Source organism: Aliivibrio sp. 1S128 (assembly GCF_001691065.1).
In the GTDB taxonomy this organism is placed as follows: Bacteria; Pseudomonadota; Gammaproteobacteria; order Enterobacterales; family Vibrionaceae; genus Aliivibrio.
Genome location: NZ_MAJV01000003.1, coordinates 1 through 17,601, shown reverse-complemented (window position 1 = coordinate 17,601; position 17,601 = coordinate 1). Strand labels below are relative to the sequence as shown.

At 37.7% G+C, this 17,601-nt stretch carries 17 protein-coding genes; 9 read left to right on the top strand and 8 right to left on the bottom strand.

All coding sequences use genetic code 11. The features are described 5' to 3' along the window. Window positions 1-28: 28 nt before the first annotated feature. Genes surE through rpoS form a run of 4 tightly spaced genes read left to right on the top strand, consistent with a single transcriptional unit; the run spans window position 29 to window position 3,471 of the window. Window positions 29-790 carry a 5'/3'-nucleotidase SurE gene (gene surE, locus A6E03_RS01905; RefSeq protein ID WP_065593974.1) on the top strand — a complete coding sequence of 254 codons (762 nt, stop codon included), beginning with the start codon at window positions 29-31 and terminating at the stop codon, window positions 788-790. Next, window positions 790-1,416, top strand: a complete 627-nt coding sequence (locus A6E03_RS01900) for a protein-L-isoaspartate(D-aspartate) O-methyltransferase (protein ID WP_065600082.1) — start codon at window positions 790-792, stop codon at window positions 1,414-1,416. The genes surE and A6E03_RS01900 overlap by 1 nt, the downstream gene beginning before the upstream one ends. Before the next feature lie 5 nt (window positions 1,417-1,421). Beyond that, window positions 1,422-2,450: a peptidoglycan DD-metalloendopeptidase family protein gene (locus A6E03_RS01895; RefSeq protein ID WP_065600081.1), complete on the top strand. Its 1,029-nt coding sequence runs from the start codon at window positions 1,422-1,424 to the stop codon at window positions 2,448-2,450. 55 nt (window positions 2,451-2,505) lie between these two features. Beyond that, on the top strand, window positions 2,506-3,471 hold the full coding sequence (gene rpoS, locus A6E03_RS01890) for an RNA polymerase sigma factor RpoS (RefSeq protein ID WP_065593971.1): 966 nt from the start codon (window positions 2,506-2,508) through the stop codon (window positions 3,469-3,471). A gap of 81 nt (window positions 3,472-3,552) precedes the next feature. Here rpoS and A6E03_RS01885 read toward each other — a convergent pair whose 3' ends face one another. The 4 genes from A6E03_RS01885 to A6E03_RS01870 all read right to left on the bottom strand — a co-directional run bounded on the left by A6E03_RS01885 (window position 3,553) and on the right by A6E03_RS01870 (window position 7,181). Then, a complete protein-coding gene (locus A6E03_RS01885) occupies window positions 3,553-4,188 on the bottom strand; it encodes a CDP-alcohol phosphatidyltransferase family protein (protein ID WP_065600080.1) in 636 nt (211 codons plus the stop codon). Beyond that, window positions 4,181-4,828: an ATP-binding cassette domain-containing protein gene (locus A6E03_RS01880; protein WP_065593969.1), complete on the bottom strand. Its 648-nt coding sequence runs from the start codon at window positions 4,826-4,828 to the stop codon at window positions 4,181-4,183. Before A6E03_RS01880 ends, A6E03_RS01885 begins: the two co-directional genes overlap by 8 nt. 6 nt (window positions 4,829-4,834) lie before the next feature. Then, complete coding sequence (locus A6E03_RS01875; RefSeq protein ID WP_065593968.1) at window positions 4,835-6,487, bottom strand: ABC transporter permease; 1,653 nt, start codon at window positions 6,485-6,487, stop codon at window positions 4,835-4,837. 133 nt (window positions 6,488-6,620) lie between these two features. After that, window positions 6,621-7,181, bottom strand: a complete 561-nt coding sequence (locus tag A6E03_RS01870; RefSeq protein WP_065593967.1) for a DUF2301 domain-containing membrane protein — start codon at window positions 7,179-7,181, stop codon at window positions 6,621-6,623. A gap of 430 nt (window positions 7,182-7,611) precedes the next feature. Between A6E03_RS01870 and A6E03_RS01865 the strand changes: the two genes are divergently transcribed. Beyond that, window positions 7,612-8,826 carry a NupC/NupG family nucleoside CNT transporter gene (locus tag A6E03_RS01865; RefSeq protein ID WP_065593966.1) on the top strand — a complete coding sequence of 405 codons (1,215 nt, stop codon included), beginning with the start codon at window positions 7,612-7,614 and terminating at the stop codon, window positions 8,824-8,826. Window positions 8,827-8,924: 98 nt separating this feature from the next. On the opposite strand, the gene A6E03_RS01860 is transcribed toward A6E03_RS01865, so the two are convergent. Both A6E03_RS01860 and metA read right to left on the bottom strand, forming a co-directional pair. Then, window positions 8,925-10,253 (bottom strand): anaerobic C4-dicarboxylate transporter, encoded by a 1,329-nt coding sequence (locus tag A6E03_RS01860; RefSeq protein ID WP_065593965.1) that lies wholly within the window; start codon window positions 10,251-10,253, stop codon window positions 8,925-8,927. A gap of 254 nt (window positions 10,254-10,507) precedes the next feature. Beyond that, on the bottom strand, window positions 10,508-11,446 hold the full coding sequence (metA, locus tag A6E03_RS01855; protein WP_065593964.1) for a homoserine O-succinyltransferase: 939 nt from the start codon (window positions 11,444-11,446) through the stop codon (window positions 10,508-10,510). A gap of 308 nt (window positions 11,447-11,754) precedes the next feature. Here metA and A6E03_RS01850 point away from each other — a divergent pair, with 308 nt between their 5' ends. The 4 genes from A6E03_RS01850 to cadC all read left to right on the top strand — a co-directional run bounded on the left by A6E03_RS01850 (window position 11,755) and on the right by cadC (window position 15,654). Then, window positions 11,755-12,201, top strand: coding sequence for a hypothetical protein (locus A6E03_RS01850; RefSeq protein WP_083190362.1), 447 nt, complete (start codon window positions 11,755-11,757; stop codon window positions 12,199-12,201). A gap of 367 nt (window positions 12,202-12,568) precedes the next feature. Then, window positions 12,569-12,988: a YeeE/YedE family protein gene (locus A6E03_RS01845; protein WP_176703444.1), complete on the top strand. Its 420-nt coding sequence runs from the start codon at window positions 12,569-12,571 to the stop codon at window positions 12,986-12,988. A gap of 12 nt (window positions 12,989-13,000) precedes the next feature. Continuing rightward, a complete protein-coding gene (locus tag A6E03_RS01840) occupies window positions 13,001-13,423 on the top strand; it encodes a YeeE/YedE family protein (protein WP_065593962.1) in 423 nt (140 codons plus the stop codon). Between the two features lie 611 nt (window positions 13,424-14,034). Beyond that, window positions 14,035-15,654, top strand: coding sequence for a lysine decarboxylation/transport transcriptional activator CadC (cadC, locus tag A6E03_RS01835; protein ID WP_065600079.1), 1,620 nt, complete (start codon window positions 14,035-14,037; stop codon window positions 15,652-15,654). A gap of 78 nt (window positions 15,655-15,732) precedes the next feature. Here cadC and A6E03_RS01830 read toward each other — a convergent pair whose 3' ends face one another. Together A6E03_RS01830 and A6E03_RS20175 are read right to left on the bottom strand one after the other, a co-directional pair. After that, window positions 15,733-17,202 carry a sodium:alanine symporter family protein gene (locus A6E03_RS01830; protein WP_065593960.1) on the bottom strand — a complete coding sequence of 490 codons (1,470 nt, stop codon included), beginning with the start codon at window positions 17,200-17,202 and terminating at the stop codon, window positions 15,733-15,735. Window positions 17,203-17,414: 212 nt separating this feature from the next. Then, window positions 17,415-17,601 (bottom strand): hypothetical protein (locus A6E03_RS20175; protein WP_176703438.1); only part of this gene is annotated, 187 nt, incomplete at its 5' end.

Below are 17,601 nucleotides of genomic sequence, written 5' to 3'. Positions count from 1 at the left end.
CGATTTAGAGAAAGAAGCGGAGATAAGAGTGAATAAATTACGCATACTATTAAGTAATGATGATGGTGTTTTTGCAGAAGGGATCAATACCCTCGCGGCAGTATTATCAGATATTGCGGATATTACGATTGTTGCCCCTGACCGTAATCGCTCGGGAGCATCTAACTCACTTACTCTTGAATCGCCACTTCGAGTTCGACAAATTGAACAAAATATTCATTCAGTGCAAGGTACGCCGACCGATTGTGTGCATTTTGCATTGAATGAATTAATGAAAGATGACCTCCCTGATTTAATCATTACGGGTATAAATCATGGTGCAAACTTGGGTGATGATACTTTATACTCAGGAACCGTTGCGGGGGCTACAGAAGGGCACTTTCTAGGGTTACCAGCAATAGCAATGTCTTTAGTCGGGCGCACGTATTTTGATACAGCAGCTCAAGTTGCTTTAGAGTTAGTGACAATGCATTTAAAAACCCCGCTGACTACAGAACGGGTGTTAAATGTAAATGTCCCTGATTGTGAGTATTCTCAAATTGCCTCTTGGGAAGTAACTCGCCTGGGTGCAAGGCATCATGCAGAAAGTATGATTAAAGACACCGATCCTCGAGGAGAAACCATTTATTGGTTAGGTCCCCCAGGAAAGAAACAAGATGCAGGTAAGGGCACTGACTTCTATGCAATTCAACATAACTGCGTGTCAGTTACCCCATTACAGGTAGATTTAACCGCTCATGATTCATTAGCTATGATGAGCGATTGGCTATCAATTGAGAGATCTAATTAATGCTTCATTCTCGCACTGAACTACTCGATCAATTTTTACGTCAACAAGGTATTCAAGATGAAGCGGTTTTGTCTGCTATTCGTTCTTTACCGCGTGAGCGATTTGTTCCTGAAGTGTTAGCACACCAAGCTTATCAAAATAATGCCTTGCCTATTGGGGAAGGACAGACTATCTCCCAGCCTTATATTGTTGCGAAAATGACCGAGCTACTCATGCTACAGCGAGAGTCAAATGTTCTAGAAATAGGGACGGGTTCAGGTTATCAAACGGCAGTATTAGCGCAATTATTGGATCATGTTAATTCGGTTGAACGAATTAAATCACTTCAATGGAATGCAAAGCGATTATTGAAACAATTAGATATATACAATATTTCAACAAAACATGCAGATGGTTGGAAAGGGTGGGGAAATAAAAGCCCATTTGATGCAATCATTGTTACTGCGGCAGCAGAATCGATCCCGAATGATTTATTGTGGCAGTTAAAAGATGGCGGAAGATTGGTTATTCCTGTCGGAGATACCGAACAGCAGTTACTTCGAATTGTTCGTTGTGGAGATGAATTTCATTCAGAGGTCATAGAAGAAGTTCGTTTTGTTCCCTTAGTTGCAGGTGAATTAGCATAATCATAATGAAAAAAATAATAATGACACCTTCTCGTTTGTGGCTTATCGCTGCAATTTTGACTCTATTGCTTTCAGGCTGTTCTATGGGGCCTCATGGTCCTGCTCCTGTGTCTAGTGTAAATAAATCCAGTTCATCTTATGGTGGGGCAGAACGTGGCAGCTATAGAGGCAGTTATTATCGAGTAGAAAAAGGGGATACGTTATATTTTATTTCTTATGTTACTAATAAAGATGTCAAAGAGCTGATTGCTTATAATGAATTAAAAGCACCTTATGTTATTCACCCAGGACAAAAACTAAAATTGTGGGGACCTAAATATATAGCTCCTGCTTATGGTGATGATGGGCATTTAGTTAGTAAGGCCGACAGCTCTAAATCGACTAGTACAGCTGCCGTTGCCGTTGTTCCTCTCGCTAATAATAAACCGAGTACGAAAGCTAAACCAACTGTGTCGGCTAGCACAAAATCATCACCAGCACAAAAACAAAGTGCAAAAAAGGTTGAAAACACAAAATCTAAGGAGTATGTTAAATCTAACAAGTCGGTAACAACTGCAACATCAAAACCGACAGTTAAAGCTAAACCGGTAGCTAAACCGGTAGCTAAACCGGCAGCTAAACCAAAACCAGTACCTAAACCTAAATCAGTAGAAAAAAAATCGGAAAAGGTAGATTCATGGTTATGGCCAACAAAAGGGCGAGTAATCGCTAAGTTCTCAACAGGAGACCAAGGAAATAAAGGGATAGATATTGCAGGCCAACGAGGTCAAGACATCATATCTACCGCAAAAGGAACAGTGGTTTATGCAGGTAACGCCTTAAGAGGTTATGGAAATTTAATTATTATTAAACATAACGAAAATTATTTAAGTGCTTATGCTCACAATGAATCACTGTTTGTTAAAGAAGGTCAAAGTATCAATGCGGGACAAAAAATTGCATCAATGGGTAGCTCAAGTACGAGCAGCGTTCGTTTGCATTTTGAGATCCGTTTTAGAGGGAAATCGGTAAATCCACAACGATATTTGCCATAACAGGGATGACATAGCTGAGTTGTAATGTCTTGCTGGCTCGCCATGGGGAGGCGCTATGAGTAAAAGCAATGCAGTAACTAAAAATGAAGAATTTGATTTAGACGTAGTTGATGATGCTGAGCTAACCAAAATTCAAGAAACGGAATCTGAACGTCTTGAGGTTAGCAGTTCGCAGAAAGTAATGGATGCAACTCAACTTTACTTAGGTGAAATTGGATTTTCGCCACTCTTAACAGCAGAAGAAGAAGTTTACTTTAGTCGACTTGCCCTAAAAGGTGATATGGCAGCTCGTTCTCGAATGATTGAAAGTAACCTTCGATTAGTAGTAAAAATAGCTCGTCGTTATAATCACCGTGGCCTTGCTTTATTAGATTTAGTTGAAGAGGGCAACCTTGGTTTAATCCGAGCAGTTGAAAAATTTGATCCAGAGAGAGGCTTCCGCTTTTCTACTTATGCAACCTGGTGGATACGTCAAACCATTGAACGTGCCATTATGAATCAAACTCGAACTATACGTTTGCCTATTCATGTCGTAAAAGAACTTAATGTTTATTTACGTGCCGCTCGTGAGCTTTCACAAAAGCTTGATCATGAACCGACACCTGAAGAAATTGCAGAGAAACTAGATAAACCAGTCAGTGACGTAAGTCGTATGCTGCGTTTAAATGAAAGAGTTGCTTCTGTAGATTCGATGGTTGCTGGTGAATCAGATAAAGCGTTATTAGATATTTTACCTGATACTAAAAATAGTGATCCTGAATCTGAAACACAAAAAAATGATATTAATGCTTCTTTGGTTGGTTGGCTTGGTCAACTAAACCCTAAGCAAAAAGAAGTTGTTGCTCGTCGTTTTGGTTTATTAGGATATGAAACGGCAACGTTAGAACAGGTAGGTAAAGAAATAGGGTTGACTCGTGAGCGTGTGAGACAAATTCAAGTTGAGGGGTTACGACGTTTAAGAGAGATCATGACCCAACAAGGTTTGAATATGGAAACTCTGTTTGCTGTTGAAGAGTATTAATCGCTAATTTATAGCTATAACTCAGTTTAATAAAAGAATAAAAGCCCCAGTAAGTGAATTACTGGGGCTTTTTCTTTTTTATTAGAGTTGGTATTCATCCTGTTTTTCATTTTCTTTTAATGTATGAAATCCTGACCAAATTCGATTAAACGTTGTAATCCAACATAGTGCTGAATAAATGTAAGCAATTAAAGTAAAATGCTCTGGAAATAAACAGAATAAAATAAAGCAGCCAATGGTCTCAGTACCTTCAGTTAAGCCACTCATGTAATAAAGAGATTTGTTTTTATACACGGGGTTATCAATGTTTCTTTTCCCCGCCATGATAGCAAAAGCTAAGAAACTACTGCCTGTTCCAATAAAAGAGAAAATAATTAGAGCGCCAGCAATCGCATTTTGCTCTGGGTTTGCTAAAACAAATCCAAATGGAATTAGGGAGTAAAAAAGAAAATCTAAGCTGATATCTAGAAATCCCCCTGAATCAGTAATTCCAGTAATCCGAGCTAAAGCGCCATCTAAACCATCACAAATTCGGTTTAATAAAATAAAGATCAGCGCAATATTATATTCTTGAAGTAATAATGCAGGAAAAGCTAAGCAGCCTAAAATAAAACCAAATAATGTTGTTTGGTTTGCGGTAACGCCCAGCTTATGCAATCCGGAAGCTGAGATGGATAACGGTTTTCGAATAACTTGAATACTGAATTTATCAAGCATGATTTATCTCCATTGGCCAAAAGAATTGTTGGCTCTCTTTTGGAATATCGTCACTGTCATGAGTTACTAATAATGTAGGGATGTCCGCTTCCGCCAATTGCTCAAATACCCAGTCTCGAAATTGGATACGTAATGCTTTATCTAATTTACTGAAAGGCTCATCTAGCAAGGCAACATCGGGTTTTGCTAATAGCATTCTAACTAAGCTTATTCTTGCTCGTTGCCCACCTGAGAGTTGGTTTGGGAATGCATCAGATAATTGTTCTAATTGAACGTTTTTAAGTGCTTGCATTGCTTCTTTTTTTCTTTGTATGCCTTTGACTTTATTGGGTAAAGCAAATGCAAGGTTTTCCCAAATACATAAATGAGGAAACAGAAGATCTTCTTGAAATAATATCCCTACTTTTCGTTCGTGAGAAGGGGTTTTATTAACTCGCTTTCCATTAACCGTAATCTCACCTGAATAACTAAAATCACAACTTAAATGTCCAGCAATGACGTTTAATAATGTAGATTTACCACAACCGCTTGGGCCCATAACACTAAGCACTTCTCCTTTATCGATAGAGAAAGAGTAATCCGTTAATAAAGGAACGCCATGATTAGTGAGAATGCTGAGATTTTTTATTGATAGGCTCATTACCTGTCACATTCCTTGTTTTAGATTTAAATGAGAACGATGAGAGTAGAATCGTCCGATGAAGATAGCCAAGCTAAAGAAGATGAACGGTAACAGCGCTTGCCATAATCCATACAGGGCTGTAATTCGACGGTCGAAACCACTAGAGAGGGCAACCGCTTCTGTCGTTAATGTGATAACTCTGCCTGCACCAAGCATTTGTGTTGGTAGGTATTGAGCCAAACTCACGCTGATGCCTATTGCCCATGCGTATAAAATAGCGGGAAGCAACAAAGGAAGTTTTATTTTTATCCAACAGTGCCATGGAGATTTACCAAGGCTTAATCCTGTTTGAATCAGACGTTGATCAAAACTGCGCCATGGCCCATCTAAAGCAAGAAAAATATAAGGGAATGAAAAAAATACGTGCGCCCAAAGAACCCAAAACCAATATGACTCACTTGAAAAGTAAAGAGCACTTACTTGCAAACCAAATAATAAAGAGAGTTGAGGCACTAACATTGGAACGGCAATTAATAGCGGGGGGATATGCCAGCGATGTTTGATTTTAAATTCATGCCCAAGTAATGAAAAGGCAAGCGCGATAGTCGCTGACACTGTGGCGATAATAACGCTGTCCATTATGACGGGCAGTAAGCTTGTCCACTCATTATCCCAAAAACGAAGAGTAAAAACGCTTGGCAATAGATCGGGGAAACGCCACCGTTGGGCAAAACTCCATAGCACCATGATGGGTAATGATAAAATAATTATGCCAGCAATCGTGACGAAAAAAGATAAGCCAGGTAAGCGAAACCCCATTCGACCAGATATTTGCCAGTGGCGACAGTGTGTTGTTATTGCCCATTCTAATAAGCGGTGCAGTCCAATAAGTAATAAACATAGAAACAGAAGAATTATTGCCCCTGCCCCCGCTCTTGGTTGTAATTGAATGTCAGGATCGGTAAACCATTGCCATACTAAAACAGCAAAGGTTGGTGGGTTGGTTGAGCCAATAATTAAGCTGACATCAACCACTGATACGCTATAAGCAATGATAGCCAATAAAGGAAAACGTGCCTTTTTTAGCCATTGTGGGAACACACATTTCCACCATATTTGATGGCGCTGATAGCCTAGACTAGCGGCTACCTTTGTTGTTTTATCTATATTGAGTTGTTGCATAATAGGAATGCTCATTAAAAGAAGAAAAGGCACTTCTTTAATAATGAGCATTAAAATCAAACCGATATTGATTGAATCATTAATAATAATTGGAAAATTAACGTTACCAATAGGATTAAGCAGTCTGGCAAGCATCCCTGTAGGAGAAAATAAAAAAGCAAAACCAATAGCGAAAGCGACATGAGGCATAGCAAGTAACGGGGAGAGTAAAAATTCTATTTTTTTCCAAACAGGAAGTTTCCACGTACTTTGTAAAATAATAAAAGTAAGTAAAGCGGTAATAAGAGTACTGATAAAAGCGCTACTTAGGGTTAAAAATAGAGAGTGCCAAACTCCGCTCCATTCAAAAACAGAAACGTAGCCCTCTAGAGACAGATTATGTAAACCAATAGGAGGCATATAGCTGAAAGAGGCGCTAAGTACGCCAACTATTCCGGGCAGAATAGGAAGGATGCATACAATAACAAGGAAAATATAAAAAAGAGGGAATATCATTGTCTTGTTATTCATGCCTTAAGTAAAAATAAATAAACGATTCGACTAGGATTATAGGATTGTCCCATATCGTATTGATGATGTATTGAATAAGACTAAAAGTAAACTAAATAGTTCATTTTTATCTGTGGCGTTAATGTTGATAATTGGATTTATTACCAATATCAAAATGAAGTGGCATTTTCCATTTCTGAATAGCTAAAAAAAGAAAAATAACGCCAGCGATGGTCAAACAAATTAATGAGATAACCCATTTTTCCATAGCAAGCATGAAGGTAGCAGCACATAACAGAAATGGAATAAATTTCAAACCTAACACCTTGAAACAAAATGATTCTTTTAATGCTATTCCTGAAAACGTAACAAAAAGAAAGCCAATAGCAATCCAAACTAAATGGCTACCAATGAGTAAACTTAATAGAACTAGGCCAATCCAAGCTGACCAAGTAATGACGATTCTTATTTTTTTATCATAAACATGTAAGTTAGCTGCGCTCATAGCGGAAGAGATCGCAAGAGTAATAAAGGCAAATTCTTTTAATGATCCATCAATTAAGATCAGTGACATATCGTTAGCGATAGTAAGGCTGCATAAAAAGAGTGAAAAAGAAAATAATGTAATACCTAAACGGTAAGTAATGACACTGACTTTATCTAGAGAGTCTAATGTCTCGACATGTTCTGTATTTGCCATGTTAAGGACCTAATGTAGAGATTTCATTATTAACTTTAGCATGCTCAGTGAATGTTTATTGTGTGAATTTCGTTGAAAATGTTTAATTTTATCCTATTCATCAAGGTTTACTTTTCGTATTTGTAATTATTTGCTGTGAATGTTTTTCTAATAAGTAAAAATAGTAATTTTCATCACATAAAAGATGATTTTAAATCTGCGAGATGTATACTCCTTCCCCCAATACAAGCCGTCACATGGAACAGTGAATGACCCCAAGGACTCGGACCAGCTACTGTTAAACAGCTTGTAAAGGAACCCAAATGAACATCTTTTTATCTAATGTTATTCCGTCTTCTTGGAGTAACTATTTTATACCTCTATCGTCATCTACTATGGCGAGTCCTTTCGTTTCTTCATATTTACCTCAATTTATTAAATAGGCATTATTATGACCATTTTATTTAGCCTTATAGGCATGTGCGCGCTTATTTTTTGCGCGTGGGTATTTTCAGAGAAGCGTTCAGCTATCAATTGGAAAACCGTCCTTAGAGCCCTTTTTTTACAACTTTCTTTCGCGGCTCTTGTTCTTTATTTTCCTTGGGGACAAATGGCGTTGGCATCGCTAAGTAGCGGGGTATCGAGTTTATTGGGTTTTGCGGATGAAGGCATTGCCTTTCTATTCGGTGATTTAGCTTCAACTGGTTTTATCTTCGCAATTCGTGTCCTACCAATCATCATCTTCTTCAGTGCGTTAATCTCCGCTTTATATTATTTAGGTATCATGCAAAAAGTCATTGCTGTATTGGGCGGTGCAATCCAAAAATTCCTAGGTACTAGTAAAGTTGAGTCATTAGTTGCGACGGGTAATATCTTTTTATCTCAAGGTGAATCTCCTCTACTAATTCGTCCATTCTTACCTCAAATGACACGTTCAGAACTCTTTGCTGTAATGGTCGGTGGTATGGCATCGGTAGCTGGTAGTGTTCTTGGTGGTTATGCTGGTCTAGGTGTTGAATTAAAATACTTAATTGCAGCAAGTTTTATGGCAGCACCTGGCAGTTTATTGATGGCTAAGATCTTAGTTCCTGAACAAGAAACTCCGGTTGATCAACATGAATTAGCCATTGATAAAAGTGAACAAAGTAACGTGATTGATGCGTTAGCAAGCGGCGCAATGAACGGTATGAAAATCGCAGTAGCGGTAGGTACAATGTTGATCGCGTTTGTGAGTGTGATAGCTATGCTAAACAGTGGTCTAGAAATGGTTGCTGAATGGTTTGGTTTTGCTGGCGTGACATTACAAACTGTTTTTGGTTACTTATTTGCACCAGTTGCTTGGATTATCGGTATTCCAAAATCTGAAATGGTAATGGCTGGTTCTTATATTGGTCAAAAAGTGGTATTGAACGAGTTTGTTGCGTTTATTGATTTTGTTCAGCATAAAGATCAATTGTCAGCATACAGCCAAGTTATTATTACTTTTGCATTGTGTGGTTTTGCGAACGTGAGTTCTATTGCGGTTCAACTCGGTTCAATTGGTATTATGGCACCAGAGCGTCGTGCAGAAGTGGCAAATATGGGTTTTAAAGCGGTACTAGGTGGTACGTTAGCAAACTTAATGAGTGCGTGTTTAGCGGGTCTGTTCTTTAGTTTATCACTGTAAGATAATTAAATATAAAAAGCCCGTGATGCTTGTTTTTATTAACAGTGCACACGGGCTTTTTGTTATCTATCATTTATTAATTGTGTTTAATTCCCACGTTAGCCAATGACAATTTGACCTAAGACGTAACCAAGCATACACGCAGAAATGACACCAATTAAGCCAACGGACATAAATGAATGGTTAAAGTAGTATTTACCAATCTTTGTTGTACCTGAGCTATCAAAGTTAACCGTTGCAATGTCTGATGGGTAGTTTGGAATAAAGAAGTACCCATAAACAGCAGGCATTAAACCTATCACTAATGCAGGCTCTAAACCTAGAGCAAGACCAACAGGTAGCATCATACGAGCCGTTGCTGCTTGAGAGTTAACCACGACAGATACAATGAATAATGCTAAAGCAAATGTCCATGGGTGAAGCGTAACCATATCTACGATGCCAGCTCTAAATTGAGGCATAGCATATTGGAAGTAAGTATCAGACATCCAAGCGATACCAAAGATTGCAATCGCCGCAACCATTCCTGATTTGAATACCACACCATTAGGTACATCGCGAGGATCTGTTTTTGTTGCTAATAGAATCACACCACCAAACGCCAGCATCATCATCTGAATTACGACGGACATTTTGATTGGTGCACCGCCCTCTGTAATCGTTCTAACTTCAGGCCACATAGCGATGATAACGATAGATACAATCGCACCCAAAAAGATCAGTACCGCATTGCGCGCTTTAGTTGGCAGTTGTTCATCTAGAGAGGTTGATGTTGTATTTAAGATTTTTTCACGCCAAACAGGATCTTTTAAACGAGCTTGGTATTCTTCATCATCATCTAATTCTTTACCACGACGTAAGCTGTAAAGAGCGAGCATTAGCGTACCAAATAACGTAGAAGGCACGGTTACCATCAAGATAGACATTAAGGTAATTGAAGCATCTATATCGACTAATTGTGCTAGATAATAAACCACCGCGGCTGAAAGAGGTGAGGCAGTAATCGCAATTTGAGAAGCAACAGATGCCGCCGCCATTGGGCGCTCAGGACGAATGCCATTTTTTAAAGCAACATCACCAATGATTGGCATAATAGAATACACGGCATGGCCTGTACCTAGTAAGAATGTCATTGCATAAGTAACAAAAGGCGCAATGATAGTGACGCGTTTAGGATTCTTTCTTAAGATCCGCTCTGCCACTTGTAACATATATTTTAGGCCGCCAGCCGCTTCTAATATCGAAGCACAAGTGACTACAGCTAAAATGATTAACATTACGGTGACTGGTGGTGAGGTTGGCGGCATTTTGAAGATAAATACTTCAATAACTAAGCCAATCCCAGAGACTACCCCTAGACCTATTCCACCAAATCGGGAACCGATATAAAGCACGAGTAACAAAAAGAGAAATTCAAAATACAACATAGAGCCACCTGCATAAATGCAATTTATAATTAAAATCAACTACAGGCATTAATACCTTATATTTCATAGGGTTTTATTGAGCAAGTTCTCATTTGGTTTGTTGTTGGTTTTATAAATAGAGGATATGTTGATCTGAATTAAATGAAAGGTCATTTTTTATAAAAAAACAAAAAAATGGGCGCTATCTATCAGAATTTTCTGGTTATTATATGCTGGGAATAGGTGTTAATCAGATGATTAACACCTAATAAATATTAATCTCGGGTAAAGTTTTGCTCTGAAAAATGGTCCAAGTCGTATGGTGTTTGTTGGTAAACACAGTAATTTAACCAATTAGAAAACAACAAATGACCATGGCTACGCCATGTTGCTTTGGGTGGGATCTCAGGGTTGTCACCAGGGTAGTAATTGAGTGGTATTGTTGGTTCCATGCCTTCACCTAAATCACGAACGTACTCATGATGCAGAGTGAATGAATCATACTCTGGGTGGCCTGTGACAAACACATTTCGCTTATCTTTGGTTGAAGCAAGGTATACACCAGCTTGTTCAGATGTTGCTAGAATATCCAGATCAGTGTGTTCATTCAGGTAATCTGCAGAAAAATCAGCGTAACGAGAATGAGGTGCTAAAAATTCATCATCAAAACCACGTAAAATAGGGTGGTGTTGGTCAAGATTATCATGCTTATATACCCCTGATAATTTCTCTTTACGGGTGCGTTTGGGTAAATCATAAAGCAGTTTTAGCCCTGCTTGAGCAGCCCAACAGACATATAAGCTAGAAGTAACATGGTCTTTTGCCCACGTCATGATGGTTTGTAGGTGATCCCAATAAATGACATCTTCAAACTGCACTAATCCCAGTGGAGCCCCCGTAATGATCAGTCCATCAAAATTTCGGTTTTTAATACCTTCAAATTGGCGATAAAAGGTATCTAAATGCTCAGTTGGCGTATTTTTACTGGTGCGATTATCTATACGTAATAGCTCAACATCCACTTGTAATGGGCTATTTGATAGTAAGCGTAAAAATTGTGTTTCGGTTTCAATCTTCTTTGGCATCAAATTTAAAATGATCACTTTAAGAGGACGAATGGCTTGCGTGGTGGCGCGAGATTCTTGCATGATGAAAATGTTTTCTTCACGTAATACTTCGGCTGCTGGGAGTTGGTCTGGTATTTTTATTGGCACAACTTATCCTTAAGTTATTTCTTATTTGTAGCGTTCTATACGTCTATACACCTAAGCTACCTTATTATGAATAGTGTGTCGATAGTAGAAAGGGATCCTATATACCCTTTCGATATTTATTCACTTTATTATTTAATAGGTAATTGAAAAGCCAATCTGGGCTATTTGCTCGACTTTTTGTATTAATTCCTAGCCATTAAATCGTATTGCCAATATTTATGTAAAAATGTTTTACGTTTCAGCTATCTTGTTAGCCTTCAGAATATAGTTAGAATCAATGGCATACCAATAAGGTATTATCTATATATATCAACAACCTGTTGATTGAAAAGGTAACGTATTCCTCGATGAGAATTATAGAAATGACAACATTAACAGAAAAATCAGGCATTACTCTTATTAAATCTGGCAGCTTTAAATTAAATGATCTTAGCCAATTACTAAATGTATCAGGTCTGAAAAGTGATATGGCAGAAGTGGCTGTAACTAACAATACAAACTCATTAACTATGGGGCATTTTACAATGTCTCCAGGTGTTGAATTTGAATATTTCTATGATTCAGTAGAATACAAAGTAATTACTAAAGGTAAGATTGTAGTACGTGATGTAGATGGCAATAAATATGTTGCTGAAGTAGGCGACGTACTTTTATTCTCTCCAGATGTAACCGTTATTTTTGATGCAGAGAGTAATGGCGAAGCAATTTATACCGCTCATCGTCAAGCTGCAGAAGATTTTGCACCAGCTAAATAATTAAAAATTAATTAATGTTTAAAAGGGCTTCTTACTAATAATCAAAATTGGTAAGCAAGCCCTAATTGACTCGTTATTATAGGAAATAATCTCAGCATTAAATACTCGATTCATAGCGACCTCTCGCCCCTACGGAAACACTTCCTGCAACATCACCAACCGACCATTACAATCTTAATCATTTGTTATTTACCTTACCCACAGTGAAAAAGAGTTCTTTTTTTGTTCATTAGTTTTGACTACAGCACTTTAAATTAGCCTTATCTAATATTCATCTTGTTAAATTTGATTTTGCTAAATAAGTATTGACTAATATACCGTTCGTACGTATTCTTATCAATATGTTCAAAAAACAAACTAATGAGTAATAATGATGACTATTCCATGGGACTCTCTATTTGGCGGAATGCTGTTAGGTGTATCTGCTACTTTACTACTTTTATTCAATGGTAAAATTGCGGGTATTAGTGGTGTACTTACGGGATTAATGACACCGAAAAAACGTGATTACGCGTGGCGATGGCTATTCGTGCTTGGCATGATAAGTGGTGGTATCGCAGGTGTGCACTTTTTAGGCGCAGAGGTTCCTAGTGAATATTCAACGACGACAGGAATGCTTATTATCGCAGGATTACTCGTCGGGATAGGCACACGCTTAGGTAATGGTTGCACAAGTGGTCATGGTATTTGTGGTATTGGGCGTCTTTCAGTTCGCTCAATAGTTGCCACATGTATATTTATGGCTGCTGCTGCGATTACCGTTTTTGTTCGTCTTCATTTACTTTAATAGGAGTAAGGTATGAATAATGTATTGTTTCGTTTAGTTGCTCTTATTTCTGGTGTGTTGTTTGGTCTTGGTATGGTGATATCTGGTATGGCAGATCCCCAAAAAGTCATTGGTTTTTTAGACATCGTAGGGCAGTGGGATCCAAGCTTAATGTTTGTGATGGGAGGAGCGTTACTTGTCTTTATGCCTGCTTATTTCCTCTTGATAAAGCCTAAATCAAAACCTGTGAACGCAGAAGAATTTTGCTTATCAACCAATACTACAATAGATAAGCGATTAGTTACGGGTGCTGCTATTTTTGGATTAGGCTGGGGTATTGCTGGTGTATGCCCAGGACCTGTTGTGTCTAGTCTTGCTTTAGGTAATATGGATGTCATTGTTTTCTTTATTGCTATGATTGCAGGCTTAGGAATTACTCATAAAATGAGCCAATAGAAAATAAAATAGCTTTCCATTATATCTCTCACCCTAAAAGACATTGAAATAAGGCGTTCACAGCTAAAGTGAGCGCCTTTTTTATGCTTGTGACTTTTAGTTAGTAAGTATAGATTTGGCGTTCATGCTTTTCTTGAATAACGTCACAAGCTATGTTTAATAGTGAAATTCTTAATGATGGATATATTAGTTGTGTTTTTAGGTTTATTTATCTTTATTATCCATACATTATTCAAGGTTATAAGTTGATAAAAGTTGATCTGTTTACATTCTATTTATGTTGCGTTAATAATTAGTAAGTTTCATTAATATTAAAGATAAGGATATTAATGAGAAAAATGATGTTCTTATGTTATTTGATTTATCTGTGTTTTTTATTAAAGCCTTATATATCAGCCTATTAACTTATTTTCTGAATGGTGTTTATAGGGCGAATCTTGATGGATCCTAAGATTCCATTTTTGATATGGTAATAACATATCCTCGAATAAATAGTTTATTTATAATCCCCCTCTCTTTCATAAATAGTATTTTAATTAATCGTGAATCTTTATCTTTTGAGATGTGTAGGCTATTTATATTAATAACGATTTAACACTAATGAGTATCTTATGGTTGGATTATGTTTTCAAATTAATGACTGGACTCTTGTCATTGAAGAAAATAAATTATATCGCCAAGATAGGGAAGTCTCTGTTGAGCCACGTTTAGTTAATCTATTACGTTTTCTGGCTCAGCATTCAGGTGAAGTTTTTTGTCGAGATGAGCTCATTAATCAGGTTTGGGATGGGGCATTTGTAACAGATCAAGTCGTCACCCAGTCTATTTTTGAGTTACGTAAGATCTTAAGAGACGGTCGATTAGATAACGCAAGGTATCTTGTGACCGTACCAAAGCGTGGTTATAAGTTAGTCGCGGAAACAAAACTGATTAATTTTGAAGATACAGAGTTTTGGAAAGCTAGCGATTGTACTACGTTTTCAACGGGAGCTCCTACTTCTCAATCAGATTTTCAAAATAAAGCGCTAGAAAGAGAAGAAGAGGAAAAGTACCCTGATCTTTCTTTTCCTTCAGGCCCACTTACTCGAGCTATGACGACGATATCTAAAGACGTCGAAAAAGAGAAAAGTAAGCAAGGTTCTAGTTTTAATTCTTTCCATCGTTGGAAATTACTCGCTTTTGATGCCTTTCTTGTGTGCATTATTATTACTGTCATTATATCGACAACGTATCAAGAATCGGCGACACGTATTACAAAGGCTATTGATATCGATCTAATTCAATTTAGCTACCATGAAAGTCGAAATCAAAAAGATGATACTGCGTTTTTAGCTGATGGGATCAGCCAAAAATTAATGGCAGATATAGCCAGTGTTGGCAATTATCGTGTTCAATTAGATAAAACGGTATTTACTACGGGGATATTACCGGGAAAAGTAGTGAATGTTAGAGTCGAAGAACAACAAAATAAAACCTATTTGGATATTGAATATCGCAGTAATACGTCAAATAAAGTGCTGTTTAGTCGCCAATATAGAATGAAAAATACAAACCTAGATGATGTATTACGTCAATCATCTTTGGATTTAATGAGAGCATTAGGTATCTCAGTATCTAAAGAACAAATTGATATCCTAATGCTTGGTTTGCCTAAAGAAGAGGGATTGCTTGAAATGTTAATTCAAGCGAACCATTACATTAATCAACCCGATCCTGAGTTGTTTGAACAAGGTATTAGACTACTAGAAAAAATATCAGTACAAGAACCGGATAATGGCTACATATTAGCGGAGTTATACATTGCTTATAATGCATTTTCTGCGCTTAATCCTGAGCTGGAATTAAATGATAATACGTTGAAAATTGAAAGTTTAAGCCAAGATCTTGTTGCTGGTTATACGAATAATACGGAGGCAATACAACCAACCCGTATTTATGAAGCGTTAGCTATGAATGCGATTAAACAAGACGAAAAAGAAGAAGCTCAGAAGTACCTCAATTTGGCTTTTCAAAGAAGAGAATCTGCTTTTTCTTTTATACTTCAAGGTAAGTTGGCTGAATTAAACGGCAATTTAGAGCAAGCAGGGGATGCATATAGTCGAGCATTCTATATGGATACATCGTTAGAAACGTATACATTAAGTGAAAATTTAGTCTTTTATAGTGACTTAGAAACGGTTGCTTATTTCATGTATAGAGCGGTGACACCAAGTGAAATTCGATTAATGTAATCATCATGCTGTTGGAAATAAAAAAGCCCGTCGTAAGAGATACGACGGGCTTTTTTCATTTATGATTTAGGAAAGTATTTATGCTTTCTTTTTCTTTGGGTGCCATGCACCTTCTAAATCATCAAGTTCTGGGAACTTAGTACGATCAAACTCTGGCGTTTTACCCGCTTTAAGTTGAATTTCGTAATCTTTAATGATCTTGATAGCCAACTTAGAAAGTAGGATTAATGCAATGATGTTGATTAACGCCATCATGCCCATAGAGGCATCAGCTAGACTCCATACCACAGGTAGAGAAGCGACAGAGCCAAACATTACCATGCCAAGAACACACAGACGGAAACCAAATAGGCCTTTCTTAGAGTTACCATTCAAGAACATTACGTTTGTTTCAGCGTAGCTGTAGTTCGCAATGATAGAAGTGAAACAGAACAGAAGAATAGCCAGTGCCATAAAGTAGCTTGTCCAACCGCCTAACTCATTGGTTAGTGCTTGTTGAAGAAGGCTGATACCAGTTGCAGCATCAGGTTGGTCCATTACGCCAGAAAGCATAATCATTGCAGCAGAAGCCGTACAGATAACGATTGTATCGACAAACACACCTAGCATTTGCACAAAACCTTGTGATGCAGGGTGGTTAGGGTTTGGTGTAGCACTTGCTGCGATGTTAGCAGCTGAACCCATACCGGCTTCGTTCGAGAACAGACCACGAGCGATACCAGATTGCATCGCTTGCGCGATAGTATAAGCAACACCACCCGCCGCGGCTTCTTGCCAACCGAATGCGCTCTTAACGATAAGCGTTAATACTGCAGGAACTTCAGTAATGTTCATTACGACGATGATTAATGCAATGGCAAGGTAACCAATCGCCATTACAGGAACAATTTTAGATGATGCAGTAGCTACACGACGTAACCCACCCATAATGAAGAAAGCAGATACAGCAACAATGACAACACCCATGATGGTTTTATCAAAACCAAATGAGTGATTTAACGCGTCAGTAATTGTGTTTGCTTGAACAGCATTAAAGACCAAACCAAATGCGATGATTAAGAAGATAGAGAAAAGTGTGCCCATCCAGCGTTGGCCTAGGCCTTTTTCCATGTAAAAAGCTGGGCCGCCACGGTATTGACCGTCAACGTCTTTCACTTTGTACACTTGCGCTAGTGTTGATTCAATGAATGCTGTCGCCATACCAAATAGAGCAATCACCCACATCCAGAAGATAGCACCAGGGCCACCCACCGTTAATGCCACTGCCACACCTGCCATGTTACCCGTTCCCACGCGAGCTGCCATAGAGGTACAAAATACTTGATAAGAGCTGATGCCGTTTTCGATTTCTTGGCCGCTGCGTAAGATTTTAACTGAATGTCCAAGTTGGCGAAGCTGAATGAAGCCAAGACGTACTGTGAAGTAAACCCCCACACCAACAAGAAGGTAAACGAGAACTTGTCCCCAAAGAAGGCCATTGATCACACCAATAACGGACATCAATGCCTCGTTTATTGACTCAATTAGCGGTAAATCTGTGTTTGTCATGAAATTTCCTTATTATTAATCGTTAATTTATTTTTCTTAAATAATGGATAACGAAATGCCAATCTTTAAGAAATATAAGTAACTTTGTTATAAAGTTGTATAAAATATCGTTTGCTAAGGATTCGCGGCGATTAATATAGTTCAGTCAGCTTTGTATAGTCAATAATAATGAAACAATATGTCGTACTTTTTTTACGAATAAACATAATTATTTACAACATTTCGTTTTCATTTTTCTCTCTTTTATTATTTTTGTATTCAACAAGGAAAATGGCAGCAAGCTTGACATAACGGAGAGATAAACCTTTTCCTTTCTCGGTAAATATTTCAAAGTTGATAACTTTATCTTTTTTATTTTTTATCATTTTATCTAAATTGAAAATAATTAACGTAATGATA